Below are 16,223 nucleotides of genomic sequence, written 5' to 3'. Positions count from 1 at the left end.
CTGTTCCGAAGTGACAGTTCGCGAGCTGGGACGGGCTCAGCCGCCGGTGATCGCCCGGACCGCGTCGCCGATGATGAGATACCACCCGTAGACGGCGAGGGCGAGCCCGATCACCCACCACCATCCCGTCCGCCGGGACAGACGTCGGCCCTGCCCGGCCACCCCTCGGGGCGGACGGATCAGCGGGAACGAACCCGGCATCATCGCCGCGTCGACCGGTTCCAGACGGCGATCCCGCCAACGCTCCCACTGCGTGATGCGCTCGGTCAGGATGTCGACGACCGACATCAGCCACCTCCACACCTCGGGCTCGAGGGTCGAGAGGTCCTTCGGCGAGTAGAGGAAGAGGTGGTCGTCGACGATCTCGACATCGAGCTCGGCGACGGTGTCGATGAACCTCGCCATGATGTCGGGCGTGAAGAGGTAGAGGGCGTCGGTCTCGTAGCCGCGCGGGCAGTACAGCTCGAAGTGGCGGTCGAAGTCGCCTTCGAGTGAGAGCCGCTGGTCCTTGGCGTAGGTGACGGGCAAGCGGGGGTGCAGGAGCGAGTTGTTGCCGACGGCGTCCAAGACGATGTGGGGGAGCGCCACCGGCAGCCGGAGCGCCACGTAGCCCCACCGATGCTCCTTGCGGTTCCGTCCCGAACCGATGGTCGTGCGCAGGTTCCCGACGGACAACGGCGACCGGCCGCCCCGCCACAGCATGTCCCTGACCACGCTCGTCCCGCCCATCGTGAAGATGAGGCCGGGCAACGCCACCGGTATGGCGAACGGTCGGTAGCTCAGGCCGTTCGCCCGCGCGAACCGGTCCAGCCGGAACTGGCGGACGCCGCTGCGTCGTCGGACCGTGCGCACCAGCAGGACGAGCATGCCGACGGGCAGCGCGAGGTAGGGCAGGAGGATCAGGGCCGACCAGTCCCAGGGCTCATCCGACATCGAGCCGTCTTCGAGCACGAACCACCAGGCGGAGAGGAAGCCGATCGGCAGCACCGCCAGCACGACGGCGGGCCAGATCGCCGCCATGAGTGGTGGACGGACCTCGCCCGGGAGGCCCGTGCGGTACTCGCGAAGCGCGCGTCGGTCGATCCGTTCGGTGAGTGGTCGCGTGTCCAGCGTCGTGGTTCGTGTCGTCGGAGCGGTCATCGTACGTGCGGTGTTCCGTGGGGTACGGGCGTGGGCGTCATCGTCGCGGGCGTCCGGCCAGAGCGGTTCGCGGCGACCGTGAGTGCCCGGCCGGCCGCGTGGACGAGCGCCTCGAGCGGACCGCGACGCTTGATGAGGGCGATGATCCAGCCGAGGAGGAGCGCACCGGCGACGTGGATGAGCCAGAGCTGCGAGCTCGAGATCAGCCACGCCGTGTCCGCATACGTCCCGGCGATCGCGGCGATCAAGGCACCCACCGACGCCATGAAGACGTGCGCCGAATAGACGGTGAGCGGAGCGGCTCCGGCGCCGGTCGCCGGCAGGAGTGCGAGCGACCAGCCGCGGTTCAGGACCGTGCCGAGTGCCAGGCACAGGCCGATGACGACCGCCGCGATCCCGATCGTGAAGACGAGGTCGAGCGTGGTGCCCGAGTGCGGGGCGCGGGCGATGAGCCACCAGAAGGACTCCGTAGGGCTCGTGCCGTACATCCCTTCGGCGAGGGCGTCCTCGACGGCGGTGATCGTCGTCGGATCGGGCTCGAGGCCGCCGGTCCAGGCGCGCGCGATGCCCTGCACGCCGCCGACGGGACCGAGGAGCAGGGCGGCGAGGCGATCCGCGGCGATGGCGACGACGAGTCCGATCGCCGCAAGCCGGAGTGCGAAACGCCGCAGGGTCCCGTCCGCCCGAGCATCCATGAGCAGCCGACCGACCGCCATCCCGACGAGGACGTAGACGATCCAGGTGAGCGCCGGGTACACGCCGGTGAGGAGCAGCCCGCGGGCGAACCCGCCGCCCGAGACGTCGAACCAGGACGCACTGCCGATCTCGGGGGAGTCGACGCCACTGAGCGGCACCCGGAGCGCCTGCGAGCAGATCGGCCAGACCACCGCCCAGACGGCCGCGACGATCAGCAACGTGCGCGGACGCCACGTGACGGCCGGGATCGCGAGCCAGAAGGTCACGCCGTAGTAGGCGATGATCACGTAGATGCCGCCGGGCAGGACGCCGAGGGTGAGGCCGAGGACGAGCAGGGCGAAGCCGCGCCCGAAGAGGTTGAGGCGCGCTGCCGCGGGGGAACCGGCGGCGAGGTCGCGGCGGCTCGTGAGCACGATCCCGATCCCGGCCAGCACGGCGAACAGGGCCGCGGCCTTGCCCGAGAGGACCGCCGTGATCGGCGTGTGTCCACCGGTCGCGATGTCGAAGGCCCAGACGTGCGTGGCCATCATGCCGATGAGCGCGAGGAAGCGCGCGAGGTCGAGACCGATCAGTCGGTCGGCGCGCTGTCGGCTGGCTGGGCTGCTCATCGGGTCCAGCATCCCACGCGCGGCGGCTCCGCGACAGGCCCGCGGTGGCGGTACGGGCTCCCGTCCGGTACGCTGTGAAGGTTGCCCGGGTGCGTCCGCTCTGTTCTCGCCCGATCGCAACGATGCTTACACCCTCCTGCCACAGAAAGTCTGTGGCCGTTCGAGTCCGAAGGAGGTGGGTTAGTGACGCATCAGTACGAACTCATGGTCATCCTCGACCCCGAGATTGACGAGCGCACGGTTGCACCGAGCCTCGACAAGTTCCTCAACGTCATCCGCAACGATGGTGGAACCATCGACAAGGTCGACATCTGGGGCCGTCGTCGTCTCGCTTACGAGATCAACAAGAAGACCGAAGGCATCTACGCCGTCGTGGACTTCACTGCATCGAGCGCTGCCACGCAGGAGCTCGACCGCCAGCTGAAGCTCTCCGAGGCCGTCATGCGCACCAAGGTGCTGCGTGCCGAAGAGGCCATCGCTCAGGTCGCCACCGAGACGAAGCGAAGCGAAGAGAAGGCCGCCCGCAAGGCTGCCGCCAAGCCCGCTGCTGCTGTCGCCGCGGCTCCCAAGGCAGACGCGGCTCCGGCTGCGGCTGAGACCAAGGAAGCCTAGGGCTCATGGCCGGCGAGACCGTCATCACCGTGGTGGGCAACCTGACCAGCGATCCGGAACTGCGTTTCACGCAGAACGGCCTGGCTGTCGCCAACTTCACCATCGCTTCCACGCCGCGCAACTTCGATCGCGCGACGAACGAATGGAAGGACGGCGAAGCGCTGTTCCTGCGCGCGAGCGTCTGGCGTGAATTCGCCGAGCACGTGGCCGGATCGCTCACCAAGGGAAGCCGCGTCATCGCGACCGGGCGTCTCAAGCAGCGTTCCTACGAGACGAAGGAAGGCGAGAAGCGGACTTCGATGGAACTCGAAGTCGACGAGATCGGCCCTTCGCTCCGGTACGCGACCGCGACCATCAGCCGTGCACCCTCGGGTGGCGGCGGCGGTGGTCAGCAGCGCGGCGGCGGAGCTCCGCAGGTGCAGCAGAACGAGCCCTGGGCTCAGAGCGCACCCGCAGCTTCCGGCGGCAACGGCGGTGCAGATGCCTGGAACACTCCGGGCAGCTACAGCGACGAGACCCCCTTCTAAACAGATTCGATCGGTCCGGTTCTGCCGGCTAGCCGATCACTCCATTCACACGCAAAGGAACAACCATGGCTGGAAAGTCGAGCGGCGACCGCCGCAAGCCTGCCCGCGGTGCTAAGGGCGGCAAGAACGTCGCTCCCGCGAAGGCGATCCGCGTTGGTGTCATCGATTACAAGGATGTCGCCACGCTTCGCAAGTTCATCTCCGAGCGGGGAAAGATCCGCGCTCGTCGTATCACCGGTGTCAACGTCCAGGAGCAGCGACTCATCGCACGTGCGGTCAAGAACGCACGCGAGATGGCGCTCCTGCCCTACGCCGGCTCTGGCCGCTAGGAGGCGCCGCACATGTCGAAAGTGATTCTGACGCACGAGGTCTCCGGCCTCGGCTCCGCTGGTGACGTCGTCGACGTCAAGAACGGCTACGCTCGCAACTTCCTCGTTCCCCAGGGTTTCGCGACCCCGTGGACCCGCGGTGGCGAGAAGCAGGTCGAGCAGATCAAGTCGGCCCGCGCTGCGCGCGAGCACGCCACGATCGAAGAGGCCCAGGACCTGAAGGCTCGCCTCCAGGCCACCAAGGTCAAGCTCACGGTCAAGACGGGTGGCGAAGGCCGTCTGTTCGGTTCCGTGAAGCCTGCCGACATCGCGAAGGCCGTGGCGGAAGCCGGGCTGGGCGAGGTCGACAAGCGCAAGATCGAGATCCACACCCCGATCAAGTACGTCGGCGAGCACGAGGCCACCATCAGCCTCCGCGACGAGATCGTCGCCACGATCACCCTTCAGGTGGTCGCGGCCAAGTAGTACCCGCCGTGCGGTGTCGGGCCTTCGGGTCCGGCGCCTCATGCACGTCGTGATGAGCGCGATGGCGGTGGACCGAGAGGTCTGCCGCCATCGCGTTTTTCTGTGCCCAGAACGGGGGCGACGCGTCGCCCCGACAGCTGTGTGCTACACCCGTTTCGCCCTCTGCGTCAAGCAAGTTGTACACAGGTGACCCCCGTTCTCCCCAACGTTCGACACAGGATCGAAAGAACTTTCCACACACAGCCTGTGGAATCAGAATCTCCTGGTCAGCGACGTATTGCGCGGCAGAAAAACTTCTCTCTCCACAGGGTTTCCCACAGCTTGTGCACACGACACGCGGCGTTTCCCCCGATCTCTCCACAGAGTTATCCACAGGCAGAGTTGGTTGTGGAGACGAGTGGCCCTATCGTGAGTCATCGGCGTCTCGGAACAGCCGGACGAGCAGGCTGAGCAGCCCTCGTCCGTGGCCCTCGAGCGCCCCGCAGGGCCCGTGCGTGTCGCATGCTCCTGCTACACCTGAGTCGTCACCACCCGCACCACCCGAGTCCACATCGAGAAGGGATGTCCACTTGTCGATCGCTCACCTCAACCGCTCCGAAGGCGGCGGATCGTACGACGAGCCGCGCGGCAACGAGCGGGTCCCTCCGCACGACCTCCTCGCGGAGCAGAGTGCACTCGGCGGCATGCTGCTGTCGAAGGACGCGGTCGCCGACGTGGTCGAGACGCTCCGTGGCGTGGACTTCTACATCCCGAAGCATGAGGTCATCTACGACGCCCTGCTGACGCTGTACTCGCACGGTGAGCCCACCGACGTCATCACCGTCACCGACGAGCTCGTCAAGACGGGCGAGCTGTCCCGCGCCGGTGGAGCTGACTACCTCCACACGCTGACGAGCCTCGTGCCGACCGCGGCGAACGCCGGCTACTACGCCCGCATCGTCGCGGAGCGCGCGCTGCTGCGTCGTCTCGTCGAGGCTGGCACCCGCATCGTGCAGATGGGCTATGCGGCCGAGGGTGAGGCCGTGGAGCTCGTCAACTCCGCCCAGGCCGAGATCTACGCCGTCTCCGGTAACCAGGAGGTCGAGGACTACGTCCCGCTGACCGACGCGGTGAGTGCCGCGATCGACGAGATCGAGGCCGCCAAGCACACCGATGGTTCCATGACCGGCGTGCCGACGGGCTTCCGCGAGCTCGACGAACTGACGAACGGTCTGCACCCGGGTCAGCTCATCATCGTCGCCGCCCGACCCGCTATCGGTAAATCCACGCTCGCGCTCGACTTCGCCCGTGCAGCCTCGGTTCACTACAACCAGCCGTCGATCTTCTTCTCGCTCGAGATGGGGCGCAGCGAGATCGCGATGCGTCTCATGAGCGCGGAGGCGTCCGTGCCGCTGCAGCTCATGCGTAAGGGCACGGTGGACTCGCAGGACTGGACGAAGATCGCGCAGGTGCGTGGCCGCATCAACGACGCACCGCTCTACATCGACGACAGCCCGAACATGACGCTCGTCGAGATCCGCGCGAAGTGCCGTCGGCTCAAGCAGCGCGTGGGGCTGAAGATGGTCGTCATCGACTACCTGCAGCTGCTGACGTCCGGTAAGCGTGTCGAGAGCCGTCAGCAGGAGGTCTCGGAGTTCTCCCGTGCGCTGAAGCTCATGGCGAAGGAGCTCCAGGTCCCCGTCATCGCGCTGTCACAGCTGAACCGTGGTGCTGAGCAGCGTGCCGACAAGATGCCGGCGCTGTCCGACCTCCGTGAGTCGGGCTCGATCGAGCAGGATGCCGACATGGTGGTGCTCCTGCACCGCGAGTCCGCCTACGAGAAGGACAGCCCGCGAGCCGGCGAGGCCGACCTTATCATCGCCAAGCACCGTAACGGTCCGACGCGCACGATCACCGTCGGCTTCCACGGGCACTTCTCGCGCTTCGCCGACATGGCGCCGGGGATGTAGTGTGAACGCTCAACGCAAAGTGTCGCTTCGCAACCTAAAGCGTCGCTTTCTGTTCGGAGCGACACTTTAGGCTGCGAGAACGCTCCGGTGGCGGCTTGGTGGCGGTGAGACCCTCCGAGGTGCAGTGCAGCCATCTGAGCGTTGCTGAAGGGTGGCTACTGGCTGCTGCGGGCCGTCTCCGATGCGTTCGAGGTGAACCGGTGAGTCCCAGATCCTACTTCTGTCGAGATTTCTCCGAACACGATGTCCGCCCGGACGCCGGGGGGTACTTCGACGGTGAGGGAGACCGCTCCGGTGTCGTCACGAGCCCAGGCCGACGACGCACGGCCGAACGGGGTGTCGATCGTGACCGCGGCGGAGGTCAGGCCCCCGCCGATGATGGGGGCGATGCGGAGGCGGGCGTATCCAGGAGCTGCGGGCGCGAGGCCGGCTATGCGCTCCTGCAGGAATGCGGCGACGGCACCGAATGCGTAGTGGTTGTGTGATGCTTCGGGTTCGCCCTCCTTGTAGCCGGCCCAGGTCTCCCAGGTGGTCGTTGCTCCGCGTTCGACGGCCTGCAGCCAGGATGGGGCGCTGGTCTGGAGCAGGATGCTCAGAGCGACGTCGGGGTGGCCGGTGTTGACGAGTGTGTCGAGGAGCATCGGTGTGCTCAGGAATCCGGTGGCCAGGTGGTTCCCTGCCTGCTGGACGAGTCCGACGAGGCGGGTAGCCGCTCGGTCGCGGTGCTGTGGTTCCAGGAGGTCGAACGCGAGGGCGCGGACGTAGTCGTCCTGCCGGTCGTCACCGATGCGCCCTCCGCCGTCGGCCACGAAGGCGGCCCGCCAGGCGGAGCTGGCGTTCTCGGCCAGGGTGGCGTAGCGATGGGAATCCGCGTCTTCGCCCAGGACGTCGGCGATCCGGGACAGGAGTCGTGCGGAGTGGGCGAGGTAGGCCGTTGCGACGCTGGTGCGTCGTCCGAGGAAGTTCCCGGGCATCTCCGACGCGAGAGATTCTCCGGGTCGGAGCCACTCTCCCCAGTGATAGCCGGTGTCGACGACGTACCGCTCGAGTTGTCCGACGCCGCGCCGCAACCTGCGCCTGATGCCTCGTTTGCGCGCGGCGCGCGTCGCCAGCTGGTCCACCCACGCCTTCGAGCTGGCGTACTGGTCGCGAAGTGCCGCGGTGTCGCCGTAGTACTGGTACAGCGTCCACGGGAGCATGACAGCGACATCGCCCCATCCTGCCGAGGTGCGGGTGAAGCCCAAGGGGTTGCGGCTGATCCCTGGTGCTGCCTCCGAGGGGATGAACGGAGGGATCGTTCCGTCTGAGTGCTGCTCTGCCGCGAGGTTGCGGAGGTAGCGGCGAAGGTAGGCGCCGGCGTCGACGAGTTGCACGGCGGTGGTCCCGAACACTTGGATGTCTCCCGTCCAGCCGCTGCGTTCTCGGGTCGGGCAGTCGGTCGGGGTGTCGGTGAAGTTCGAGCGCAGTGACCACACGACGTTTTTCCACAGCTGGTTCAGCCGGTCATCCGAACTGTGGAACTCGCTGACCGCAGGGAGTGGCGTCGAGAGGACGATGGCCTCGACGTCGTCCGCGGAGATCGGGTCGGCGGGCCCCTCGATGCTCAGGTAGCGGAAGCCTTTGATCGTGGCGCCGGGGGTGTAGACGACGGGTTCGGCTGCCAGGATCGCCTCATCGCGCTGGAACCAATCCTTCTTGGACGGGCCGCCCCCGAGGTAGCCGGTCGCGATCTCCCCGCTCGAGGCCAGCACCTCGCTGTACAGCAGCCGCACCGTGGCGCCCTCGGGGCCTGACAGGCGGACGCGTGCGACGCCGGAGAGGTTCTGGCCGAAGTCGATCAGCTGCTTGCCCGATGGGGTCCGTGACACTGTCCCGGGGCGTTGGTCGATCTGCTCGACCCGTGCGACGGATTCCGCGATCATCCGGCGCCGCTCAGGGACGACCACCGCTGAGACGGAGCCTTCCGCGGGACCCTGCAGCCACGGCAATTCCGGGAGGCGAAGGTCGACCCGCTCACCGTCCTTCGGGTCCGCGACCCGCACCCGCCCGTGGCTGGCAGTCCAACCTGCGTCACTCGTCGCCTGGACCGTAGTGCCGTCGGCGAGTTCCAGTTCCAGCTGCAGGAGCGCGGCGAGTTGGTCGCCGTAGCGGTTGGGGAGGGAGAAGGCGCCGAGGCGTCCGCGGAATCGTCCTTCGGAGACGATGATGCCGATGGTGTTGGTGCCGGCCCGCAGCGCGTGGACGGTGTCGTACACCTGGTACTCCGTGTACTCGTGGAACGGTGTCCACCGCGGCACCAGGGCGGTACCGGTGATGTCGTGCTCGTTGATGAAGAGCCGGTACCAACCAAGCGCGCTCGCGTACGCACGCGCTCGGACGACGTCCCCTGGAAGCTCGATCGTCGTCGAGAGGTAGATGCTGCGGGGGTCGTTCTTTTTGGTGAGCGGGTGGCTGATCCAGTCGGCCTGCCAGTCGCTCGGACTCAGAAGCCCGGTCTCGAACGACGCGGCAGCCCACTCACTGACGGCGCCTTCGGCTCCGTGCACCCGCACCCGCCAGTGGTACTCGGTGCGGGACCGGAGCGCGACGCCGGCATAGAAGACGCCGTAGGGGGTCGTGCTCCTCACCCGGCCGCTCGTCCAGAGGACGTCGTGAAGGGCGAACGACGAGTCGGTGGAGACTTCGATCTCGTATCCAAGCTGTGAAGGTGCGTCGTTCGGGAGCTTCCAGGCGAATTCCGGGGTGGCTGAGTCGATGCCGAACGGCGCGGGGCGTCGATCGACGGTGAGCGAGTGCGGGGTCATGGTGGAGTCCTCTTGACAGGGTTAGTGGAAGGCGATCGGCGCGGAGCGTTCTGCTGGTTCAGTCGCACCGGCCTCTGACTCGAACTCGTCGTGTCGGTCGCGGGTGCGGAACACGATCCAGGCCCAGCCGACTCCGATGGCGGAGCCGACGGTCAGGATGCCGAACAGGAGTGACGGCCCGCCGATGAGGAGGGTCGGGGTGACGCTCGCGAGGGCGGCTGCCGTGAAGCGCTGGATGGCGATGATGCTGCCCTGCGCCGTCGTGCGCAGGAGCGTGGGGAACTGTTCCTGTGCCCACACTCGTTGGATGCCTTCGAATGCGAAGGCCGAACCGACGCCCATGAGCAGCAGGCTGACGAGGTAGACGGGGACGCTTGCGCCGAAGAGTGCGACGACCAGCGGAGAGAGCACGAATGCGATGCCTCCCGCCTGGAAGTAGCGGAACCGGACGGGCTTGTCGGCGATCTTCATGAACCAGAGGTACCCGATGATGCTCACCGGTAGCAGCGGAAGGGTGACCAGTGATGCCTGGCTGATCGAGACGTCCCCGAAGTTCACGAGGATGTAGGTGCCGTAACTGCCGATCGTGCTCGCGATGAGGTTGGTCAGCGAGGCGAACATGATCAGAGCGAGGAAGACCGTGCCGTAAGGGCCACGGAACAGGATGCGAATGCCGGCGCGCTCCGCGCGGACCGTCTTCACGCCGGCCCGTCGTTCGGCCCGGGCTGCGAGCCACGTTGCCGACTCGGGGATCGTCAGCCGTCCGAGGAGGATCAGGGCGCCGACCACGGCGATGTGCCCGAACAGGATCATCGGTGCCACTGCGCCCAGATCGCCGACGAGGGTGCTGATGACGATGTTCGCGATGATGCCTGCCATCCACAGGAGGTTGGTGAACCCGATGAGGCGGCCCCGGTTGTGCTCGGTCGCCGCCTCGGAGATGGTCGACAGTGAGACCGGTAGGTCGGCACCGCTTGCGAATCCGAGCATGATCGCCCCGATGAGGATGACGGGGAACGAGGATGCGAACACCAGCACGACAGCGCCGATGATGAGCGCGATCATCGTCGCGGTGAACACTGGACGACGACCGAAGCGATCGCCGAGCCGGCCGCCGACGAGCGCGCCGATGGCCATGGAAGCGGTGAGTGCTCCGCCGGCCATGCCGATCTGGATCTCGTTCAGCCCGAGGATCTGCTGGAAGACGACGATCGCGGTGGCGAAGCCGGTGATGGCGGCAGCGTCGACGTACGAGGCCATGCCGGAAACAACGGCGACCCACCACGGGCGGGGGGCTGGTTTTGATGTGAGTGACACGGGACTTCTCCTTTGAAGTGCACGAGCGCGGGAATCGTCGGGGGACGAAATGAAACGAATCAACGCGCCAACAGTGCCACCAAGTATGTTCCTGAGTCAAATAGTTTTACAGGATTCTCTCGCGGAGCGCTCTATGCTGGGGAGCCCGAGTCGTAGAAAGAGTCCCGTCCGATGCCGAGAAGCAAGAACACGCTCCCGCTGGACGCCCTCGCGGCCGAGGACGTTGCTCCACTCGTTGGAGGCGATGCGCCGAGCTTCCAATCGGCGTTCCAGGCCATCGTTGCGTGGGGGACGTCGCGGTCGTACCGCGAGCAAGTCATGCGCGACAGCGGGTTCCCATTTCCGAAGGATCTGCCAGCGTTCCTGGTGATCAACCAGCTCATCTATCGCGGATTGGCGACGCCCACCGCACTTGCCGACGCGGTCGACACGACGCGGTCGAACATGAGCCGGGTCATCGCTCGTCTGGAGAGCGCTGGCCTGGTGTTCCGCGCGCACGACCCGCGAGACGCGCGCGGTGCTGTCATCGGGCTGACTGCCTCGGGCCGAGCGCTCGGCTCCCGCGTGTTGGACGCCATGCAGGATGTCAGTGTGCTGACCGGGTGGAGCGCAGAGGAGATCGAGACGCTCGAGCGGTTGACGATCAAGCTCGCGAGCACGCTTGATGCGTTTCCGAATCATCCGCTCACGGTTACCGCGGGCGTTCCGTTTGCCTCTGTGCAGCGATGGCCGGCTGTGGTTGAACAGGGCCGCTGACATCGCTCCCGTTGGCGAGGGCACAGCCGGAGGCTGATGAATGCCACGAGTGAGGCACGATCCGGACCCAAATGCCCCATGAGCAGATCCGTTCCCGGGATTCACCGTGGAGATCCCTTCGGCTCTCCGATCGCGCCAACACGAGCGCTGTCACGCGTCCGTGCAGGGGCAAGTATTCGGTTTCTACGGCGCCGATAACGCAGCCGGTGTCGTCGAGCTGGTCGGTGCTTGCCGGGAGCACAAGGCAGCGGGAGAGTTCGAGGACGCCCGCCCCTAGTTCGACGAAAGTTTGGGGCTGATGGCATCGAGCCGACGTGCTTTACGGACGAGAGGCAGCGCCACCAGATGACCCCAAGTCGGCCTCAAACCCCGGAATCACGCAGGCGTGTTCGGGGCGACACTTTGCGCTGGAAACGGCGGCGACACTTTATGTTGGAAACCCGCTCGTTCACTGGCCCCGCGGCGACACTTTACGTCCGCGTTCACATGTAGTGTGAACGCACGTCGTAAAGTGTCGCTTTGCAGTCTAAATTGTCGCTTTCTGTTCGGAGCGACGTTTTAGATTGCAAAACGTCCTCGCGGCGATGTCTTGTGGCAGTCGCGGCTGCATCCGAGCGGCTTGAGCGGTCCAGCCGCCGAAGCTAGCAAGTGAGCGCCCCGGCGGCGAGGCCGGTGCCTCGGATTGCCGGAGTGTGTGGGTGGCGTTCAGGCCGCGGTGTCAGTAGGTATCGTTGGTCCAGAAGACATGCTGGCGGCCGCCGGTGAATGCGTAGTCGACACCGATCAAAACTGCAATCGCGACCCGGGAGCCGCCCAGCGCTGCCCGGAATCGCTGACCCGCTGACGGGTCGTCTCGATGGCGAGACCAGAACTGTTTTCACGCCGTCTTGCGAGCCAGCGCGCCTCCGGCGCCCTTCCATAGGGCGACCAGGTCTTCGTCGGGGAAGCGCAGCCATTGGAGCTGCAGCCCGTCGAGGACCGCGAGCACTGCGAGCGCGAAGGCCCGTGGTTGCGGGTGCCATGAACCGGACAGGTCCGCGAGCAGGTCGCGTGCAGTTCGAGTGCGCTCAGCAAAGTAGTCATGTGCCGGGTGCTGCGGATCAAGCGCCTCGGCGCCGAGGATCGTGTAGAGCCGCAGGAGCTCAGGTTGCCCCGCATTTCGTATCACCAGGTTGTCGAGCACTTTCCACGCGCTGTCCTCATCGAAGGTCCGGGGGTCTCGTCCCTCGACGGGTGTGGTGATCGCGAAGGCGTCGAGGTCGTCCCGATGGAGGAGGACGGCGATCAGTAGCTCCTCGCGCGACGAGAAGTGATGCTCGATACCTGCTCGAGTCATCCCGCAGTCCTCGGCCAGCTTGGAAAGAGTGAACGTGTTGTATCCGCCCTCTGCGATCTGACGGGTTGCCGCGTCGATGATCAGCGCTCGTCGCTCACTGGGCGCAAGGCGCGTTCTCCGCTGCTGCTCGGTCATGGACTCAAGCGTCGCATATCCGTCCTTGTGAAATTTGTTGCGGCTCCCTACAATTCCCTTACCTGCATCGGTGCAGGTAAGGGATGAAAGGTTTTGTGATGTCGACGAAGACGACGGAGTTCTCGCGCAGTCTCGAACGCGTCAAGAGCGGTGCCGAGCTTGCTACCGAAGTGGACGCGCTGCTCGCGTTGCTGACGGACGAGGAGAAGCTGTGGCTGCTTGACGGGGATGATGAGTTCTGGCCCGGCATGGGCGAGATGAGCGCTGGTTACAACATGCGGCCGATCATCATGGGACGCGTGGATCGACTCGGGATCCCTGGGTTGCGGTTCAGCGACGGGCCGCGGGGCGTCGTCATGGGCAACTCCACAGCATTCCCGGTCGCGATGGCGCGCGGCGCCACCTGGGATGTCGACCTGGAGGAACGCATCGGAACGGCGATCGGCGCCGAGATGCGGGCACAGGGAGCGAACTTCTTCGGAGGCGTCTGCATCAACCTCCCTCGGCACCCTGCCTGGGGGCGGGCCCAGGAGACGTACGGCGAGGACAGTCTGCTGCTCGGGGAGTTCGGGGTGGCGCTGACCCGCGGTGTCCGTCGGCACGCCATGGCTGTTGCGAAGCACTACGCGCTGAACTCGATGGAGAACGCCCGGTTCACGATCGACGTCACGGCCGATGATGCCACCTTGCACGAGGTGTATCTGCCGCACTTCCGCCGCGTCGTCGAGGCAGGTGTCGACGGCATCATGACCGCATACAACAGCGTTAACGGCGAGTGGGCAGGCGAGAACGAACGACTCATGGAGGGCATTCTCCGCGAAGAGTGGGGATTCGCCGGCGTCACCGTCTCCGACTTCATCTTCGGCCTGCGCGACGCGGCCAAGTCCCTCCGAGCCGGTCTCGACGTTGAAGAGCCGTTCCGACAGCAGCGGGCCGGGCAACTGCCTGCCGACCTCGAAGCGGGTCGAGTGGTGTGGTCCGACGTCGATCGGGCGGCACGTCGGATCCTCGCGACGCAGCTCGCATTCTTCGCTCGGCCGCTCGATGCGGAGCCAGGCCTCGAGGTCGTCTTTTCGCCCGAGCACCGTGCACTGTCGCGGGAGGCCGCCGCGACGGCGATCGTGCTCCTCAAGAACGACGACGTCAACGGTGCACCGCTCCTCCCGCTGAACCGTGAGGGGCTGGATCGGGTTGCGGTCATCGGGCGTCTCGCCGACCTGCCGAACACGGGCGACGGCGGTTCCTCGAATGTCCGCTCACCCGAGGTCATCACGCCGTTGCGCGGTCTGCAGGCCGCGCTGCCGGACGCTACGGTGACGTTCGCCGGCGAAGACGACCCACAAGCAGCCGCTATCGCGGCAGCAGGAGCCGATGTGGCGATCGTTGTCGTTGGATACACCGCGGCCGACGAAGGTGAATACATGGGCGATCTCACATCACAGCCCGAGCTGTTGAACCTGTTTCCACCAGCTCCCGAGGGCGTGGACCTCGCCGCACTCATGGCCGGCGCCGGCGACTCGCAGCACACCATGGGAACAGCGCTCGGCGGTGACCGGCGCTCCCTCCGCGTCCGCCCAGTCGATGCCGAGATCATCCGAGCGACCGCGGCCGCGAATCCGCGGACCGTCGTCGTCATCGTCACCGCCGGTGCGGTGATCACGGAAGAATGGCGCGACGCTGTCCCCGCCGTGCTCGTCGGCTGGTACAGCGGCAGCGAAGGCGGCACGGCACTGGCGGACGTCATCCTCGGCGAACGCGATGCAACCGGACGACTCCCGTATTCGATTCCCACCAGTGAAGACCACCTCCCCCCGTTCGACATCGACGCCGCCGCCATCACCTACGACCGTTGGCACGGTCAGCGACTGCTCGACCGGGACGGCCACCAGGCCGCCTTCCCTCTCGGCTTCGGTATGTCGTACACCTCGTTCGACATCGAGACGATTGAGCTCGGCGACGTCGACGGCGAGGAATTCTCCGCCTTCGTCACCGTCCGGAACACCGGTAAACGTCCCGGACGACACGTGGTGCAGCTCTACGCTGCGGTCGAGGCTCCGGACTTTCCAAAGCGGGTCCTCGTCGGATTCGCTCCGCTGACGCTTGAGGCAGGAAAGGCCCGGACGGTCCGCCTCGCGGGTTCCACCCGTCCACTTCAGCGATGGACAGACGCCGGGTTCGCGCCTGCCGCAGACAGTGTTCGCATCGAGGCAGCAGCGTACTCGGGCGACCACGACGCCGTATCGGCAGGGCTGCATCTAGCGCGCTCCTGACGAGTATCGCCACCGCGGCGCACGGCTTCCGTCCTGGCTGGCCGGCGCCGCGGCTAGCAGGACGAGTTTCGGTCGCTGCGCCACCCTGGCCGAGAAAGCGAGATCCGACTGGGCAAGCAACCTGGTGACCAATGGGGCATCTCAGTGCCCGCCGTCAGGCGGAGCCGCCGTGTACGACGTTGAGCACAAGTCGATCCGCGAGGGAGTCGACGGGAACAGAACCGGACAGCTGGCTCACGATGTTGTCGACCATTGCGTGCAAAGCGGTCGTCGTGTCGACCGCGATGGTGGTCAGCCGGGGCGACATGAGGGCACCGATCCGAGTCGCGTCCACTCCAAGCAGAGCGACATCCTCCGGAACGCGACGTCCGAGTTCTCGTGCTGCGGCGAGGAGCGCGATAGCCACGTCGTCGTTGTAGCAGGCGATGGCCACTCCGGTAGGAAGGTCGCGCAAGACGGACACTGCGTCCACCAGGTCGACAGACAGCCGAATCGATTTCGGCGCTGCAATCGCGTGCTCGCGGCAGGAATCGGCGAGTCCTCGTTCCCGCATGTCGCCGTACACGTCGATGCGGGCGTCGTGCAGGTGCGCGTAGACGAGCGCCTGGTGCCCCTTCGATACCAGATACTCGCCTTGCATTTGACCGATGCGATAGTTCACATCCTCTCCCGCGGCCAGATCGATCAGGGTAACCCCGCTGCCTTCTATGAACTTCCGCTCCGCAGCCGTGGCAGCGACGAAGGGCGCGACCACTGCGCGCGGTCGAACGGTCGTGACGAAGTGCTCGAGCAGTTCCACGGGAGAACTCGCGAAACGCAGAACGAGCGTCAGGCCGACTTGAGCGAGCTCTGCGGTGAGCACGTCGATGACGTCTTGCAGATTGGTGCCGAACGTGGTGTTGGGCACGAGAGCGACCACGACGTCGCTCGTTCCGGTGGCAAGCGTCCGAGCGGCCGCTGACGGGCGGTAGTTCATGGCCGCAGCCATCTCTTCCACTCGTCGGATGGTCTCCGGAGCGAACCGTCCTCGCCCGTTCAGGATCTGACTGACTGCCGGCCGAGATACCCCCGCAGCGCGTGCAACGTCATCGCTCGTGACTGCCATCCCGCGTTCCCCCTTGTGTCTGTCCGACCAGTGTAGTTGACGCGCGTAATCAGATGATGTTAGATGAGGCGATAACGCGCGTAAGCGTTTCCCTCACAGAGCCGTGGAGATCCTCAATGTCGACCAACAGCGTTCAACCCGAAACCGGCCCTCATCAAGCCCCTGTACCCGGTT

At 66.2% G+C, this 16,223-nt stretch carries 13 protein-coding genes; 7 read left to right on the top strand and 6 right to left on the bottom strand.

Annotation, left to right across the window (positions count from 1 at the left end; genetic code table 11):
- Window positions 1-36 precede the first annotated feature (36 nt).
- Window positions 37-1,140, bottom strand: a complete 1,104-nt coding sequence (locus IFR14_RS00555; protein ID WP_191939921.1) for a hypothetical protein — start codon at window positions 1,138-1,140, stop codon at window positions 37-39.
- Window positions 1,137-2,444: a heparan-alpha-glucosaminide N-acetyltransferase domain-containing protein gene (locus IFR14_RS00550; protein WP_191939920.1), complete on the bottom strand. Its 1,308-nt coding sequence runs from the start codon at window positions 2,442-2,444 to the stop codon at window positions 1,137-1,139. Before IFR14_RS00550 ends, IFR14_RS00555 begins: the two co-directional genes overlap by 4 nt.
- Before the next feature lie 204 nt (window positions 2,445-2,648).
- Here IFR14_RS00550 and rpsF point away from each other — a divergent pair, with 204 nt between their 5' ends.
- The 5 genes from rpsF to dnaB all read left to right on the top strand — a co-directional run bounded on the left by rpsF (window position 2,649) and on the right by dnaB (window position 6,326).
- Window positions 2,649-3,056 carry a 30S ribosomal protein S6 gene (gene rpsF, locus IFR14_RS00545; protein WP_194718777.1) on the top strand — a complete coding sequence of 136 codons (408 nt, stop codon included), beginning with the start codon at window positions 2,649-2,651 and terminating at the stop codon, window positions 3,054-3,056.
- Window positions 3,057-3,061: 5 nt separating this feature from the next.
- Window positions 3,062-3,583: a single-stranded DNA-binding protein gene (locus IFR14_RS00540; RefSeq protein WP_064295656.1), complete on the top strand. Its 522-nt coding sequence runs from the start codon at window positions 3,062-3,064 to the stop codon at window positions 3,581-3,583.
- Window positions 3,584-3,648: 65 nt separating this feature from the next.
- The gene (rpsR, locus tag IFR14_RS00535) at window positions 3,649-3,912 is read left to right on the top strand and encodes a 30S ribosomal protein S18 (RefSeq protein WP_056010351.1); all 264 of its coding nucleotides are present in this window, start codon (window positions 3,649-3,651) and stop codon (window positions 3,910-3,912) included.
- 12 nt (window positions 3,913-3,924) lie between these two features.
- On the top strand, window positions 3,925-4,377 hold the full coding sequence (gene rplI / locus IFR14_RS00530; protein WP_056010352.1) for a 50S ribosomal protein L9: 453 nt from the start codon (window positions 3,925-3,927) through the stop codon (window positions 4,375-4,377).
- Between the two features lie 575 nt (window positions 4,378-4,952).
- Window positions 4,953-6,326 carry a replicative DNA helicase gene (dnaB, locus tag IFR14_RS00525; protein WP_369808454.1) on the top strand — a complete coding sequence of 458 codons (1,374 nt, stop codon included), beginning with the start codon at window positions 4,953-4,955 and terminating at the stop codon, window positions 6,324-6,326.
- Between the two features lie 155 nt (window positions 6,327-6,481).
- On the opposite strand, the gene IFR14_RS00520 is transcribed toward dnaB, so the two are convergent.
- Window positions 6,482-9,130, bottom strand: coding sequence for an alpha-L-rhamnosidase (locus IFR14_RS00520; RefSeq protein ID WP_137242986.1), 2,649 nt, complete (start codon window positions 9,128-9,130; stop codon window positions 6,482-6,484).
- A 21-nt stretch (window positions 9,131-9,151) separates the two neighbouring features.
- Window positions 9,152-10,510, bottom strand: coding sequence for an MFS transporter (locus IFR14_RS00515; protein WP_194718732.1), 1,359 nt, complete (start codon window positions 10,508-10,510; stop codon window positions 9,152-9,154).
- A 108-nt stretch (window positions 10,511-10,618) separates the two neighbouring features.
- Here IFR14_RS00515 and IFR14_RS00510 point away from each other — a divergent pair, with 108 nt between their 5' ends.
- Window positions 10,619-11,203: a MarR family winged helix-turn-helix transcriptional regulator gene (locus IFR14_RS00510; RefSeq protein WP_124767772.1), complete on the top strand. Its 585-nt coding sequence runs from the start codon at window positions 10,619-10,621 to the stop codon at window positions 11,201-11,203.
- Window positions 11,204-12,080: 877 nt separating this feature from the next.
- On the opposite strand, the gene IFR14_RS00505 is transcribed toward IFR14_RS00510, so the two are convergent.
- Window positions 12,081-12,674 carry a TetR/AcrR family transcriptional regulator gene (locus IFR14_RS00505; protein WP_079704262.1) on the bottom strand — a complete coding sequence of 198 codons (594 nt, stop codon included), beginning with the start codon at window positions 12,672-12,674 and terminating at the stop codon, window positions 12,081-12,083.
- 98 nt (window positions 12,675-12,772) lie between these two features.
- Between IFR14_RS00505 and IFR14_RS00500 the strand changes: the two genes are divergently transcribed.
- Window positions 12,773-14,944, top strand: coding sequence for a glycoside hydrolase family 3 protein (locus IFR14_RS00500; RefSeq protein ID WP_244650515.1), 2,172 nt, complete (start codon window positions 12,773-12,775; stop codon window positions 14,942-14,944).
- A gap of 154 nt (window positions 14,945-15,098) precedes the next feature.
- On the opposite strand, the gene IFR14_RS00495 is transcribed toward IFR14_RS00500, so the two are convergent.
- Window positions 15,099-16,049: a LacI family DNA-binding transcriptional regulator gene (locus IFR14_RS00495; protein ID WP_191939918.1), complete on the bottom strand. Its 951-nt coding sequence runs from the start codon at window positions 16,047-16,049 to the stop codon at window positions 15,099-15,101.
- Window positions 16,050-16,223 lie beyond the last annotated feature (174 nt).

It is taken from the genome of Plantibacter sp. CFBP 8775, from assembly GCF_014839505.1.
GTDB lineage: Bacteria > Actinomycetota > Actinomycetes > Actinomycetales > Microbacteriaceae > Plantibacter > Plantibacter auratus.
The sequence above is the reverse complement of the archived record's forward strand: the minus strand, read 5'-3'. Positions and strand labels throughout refer to the sequence as shown.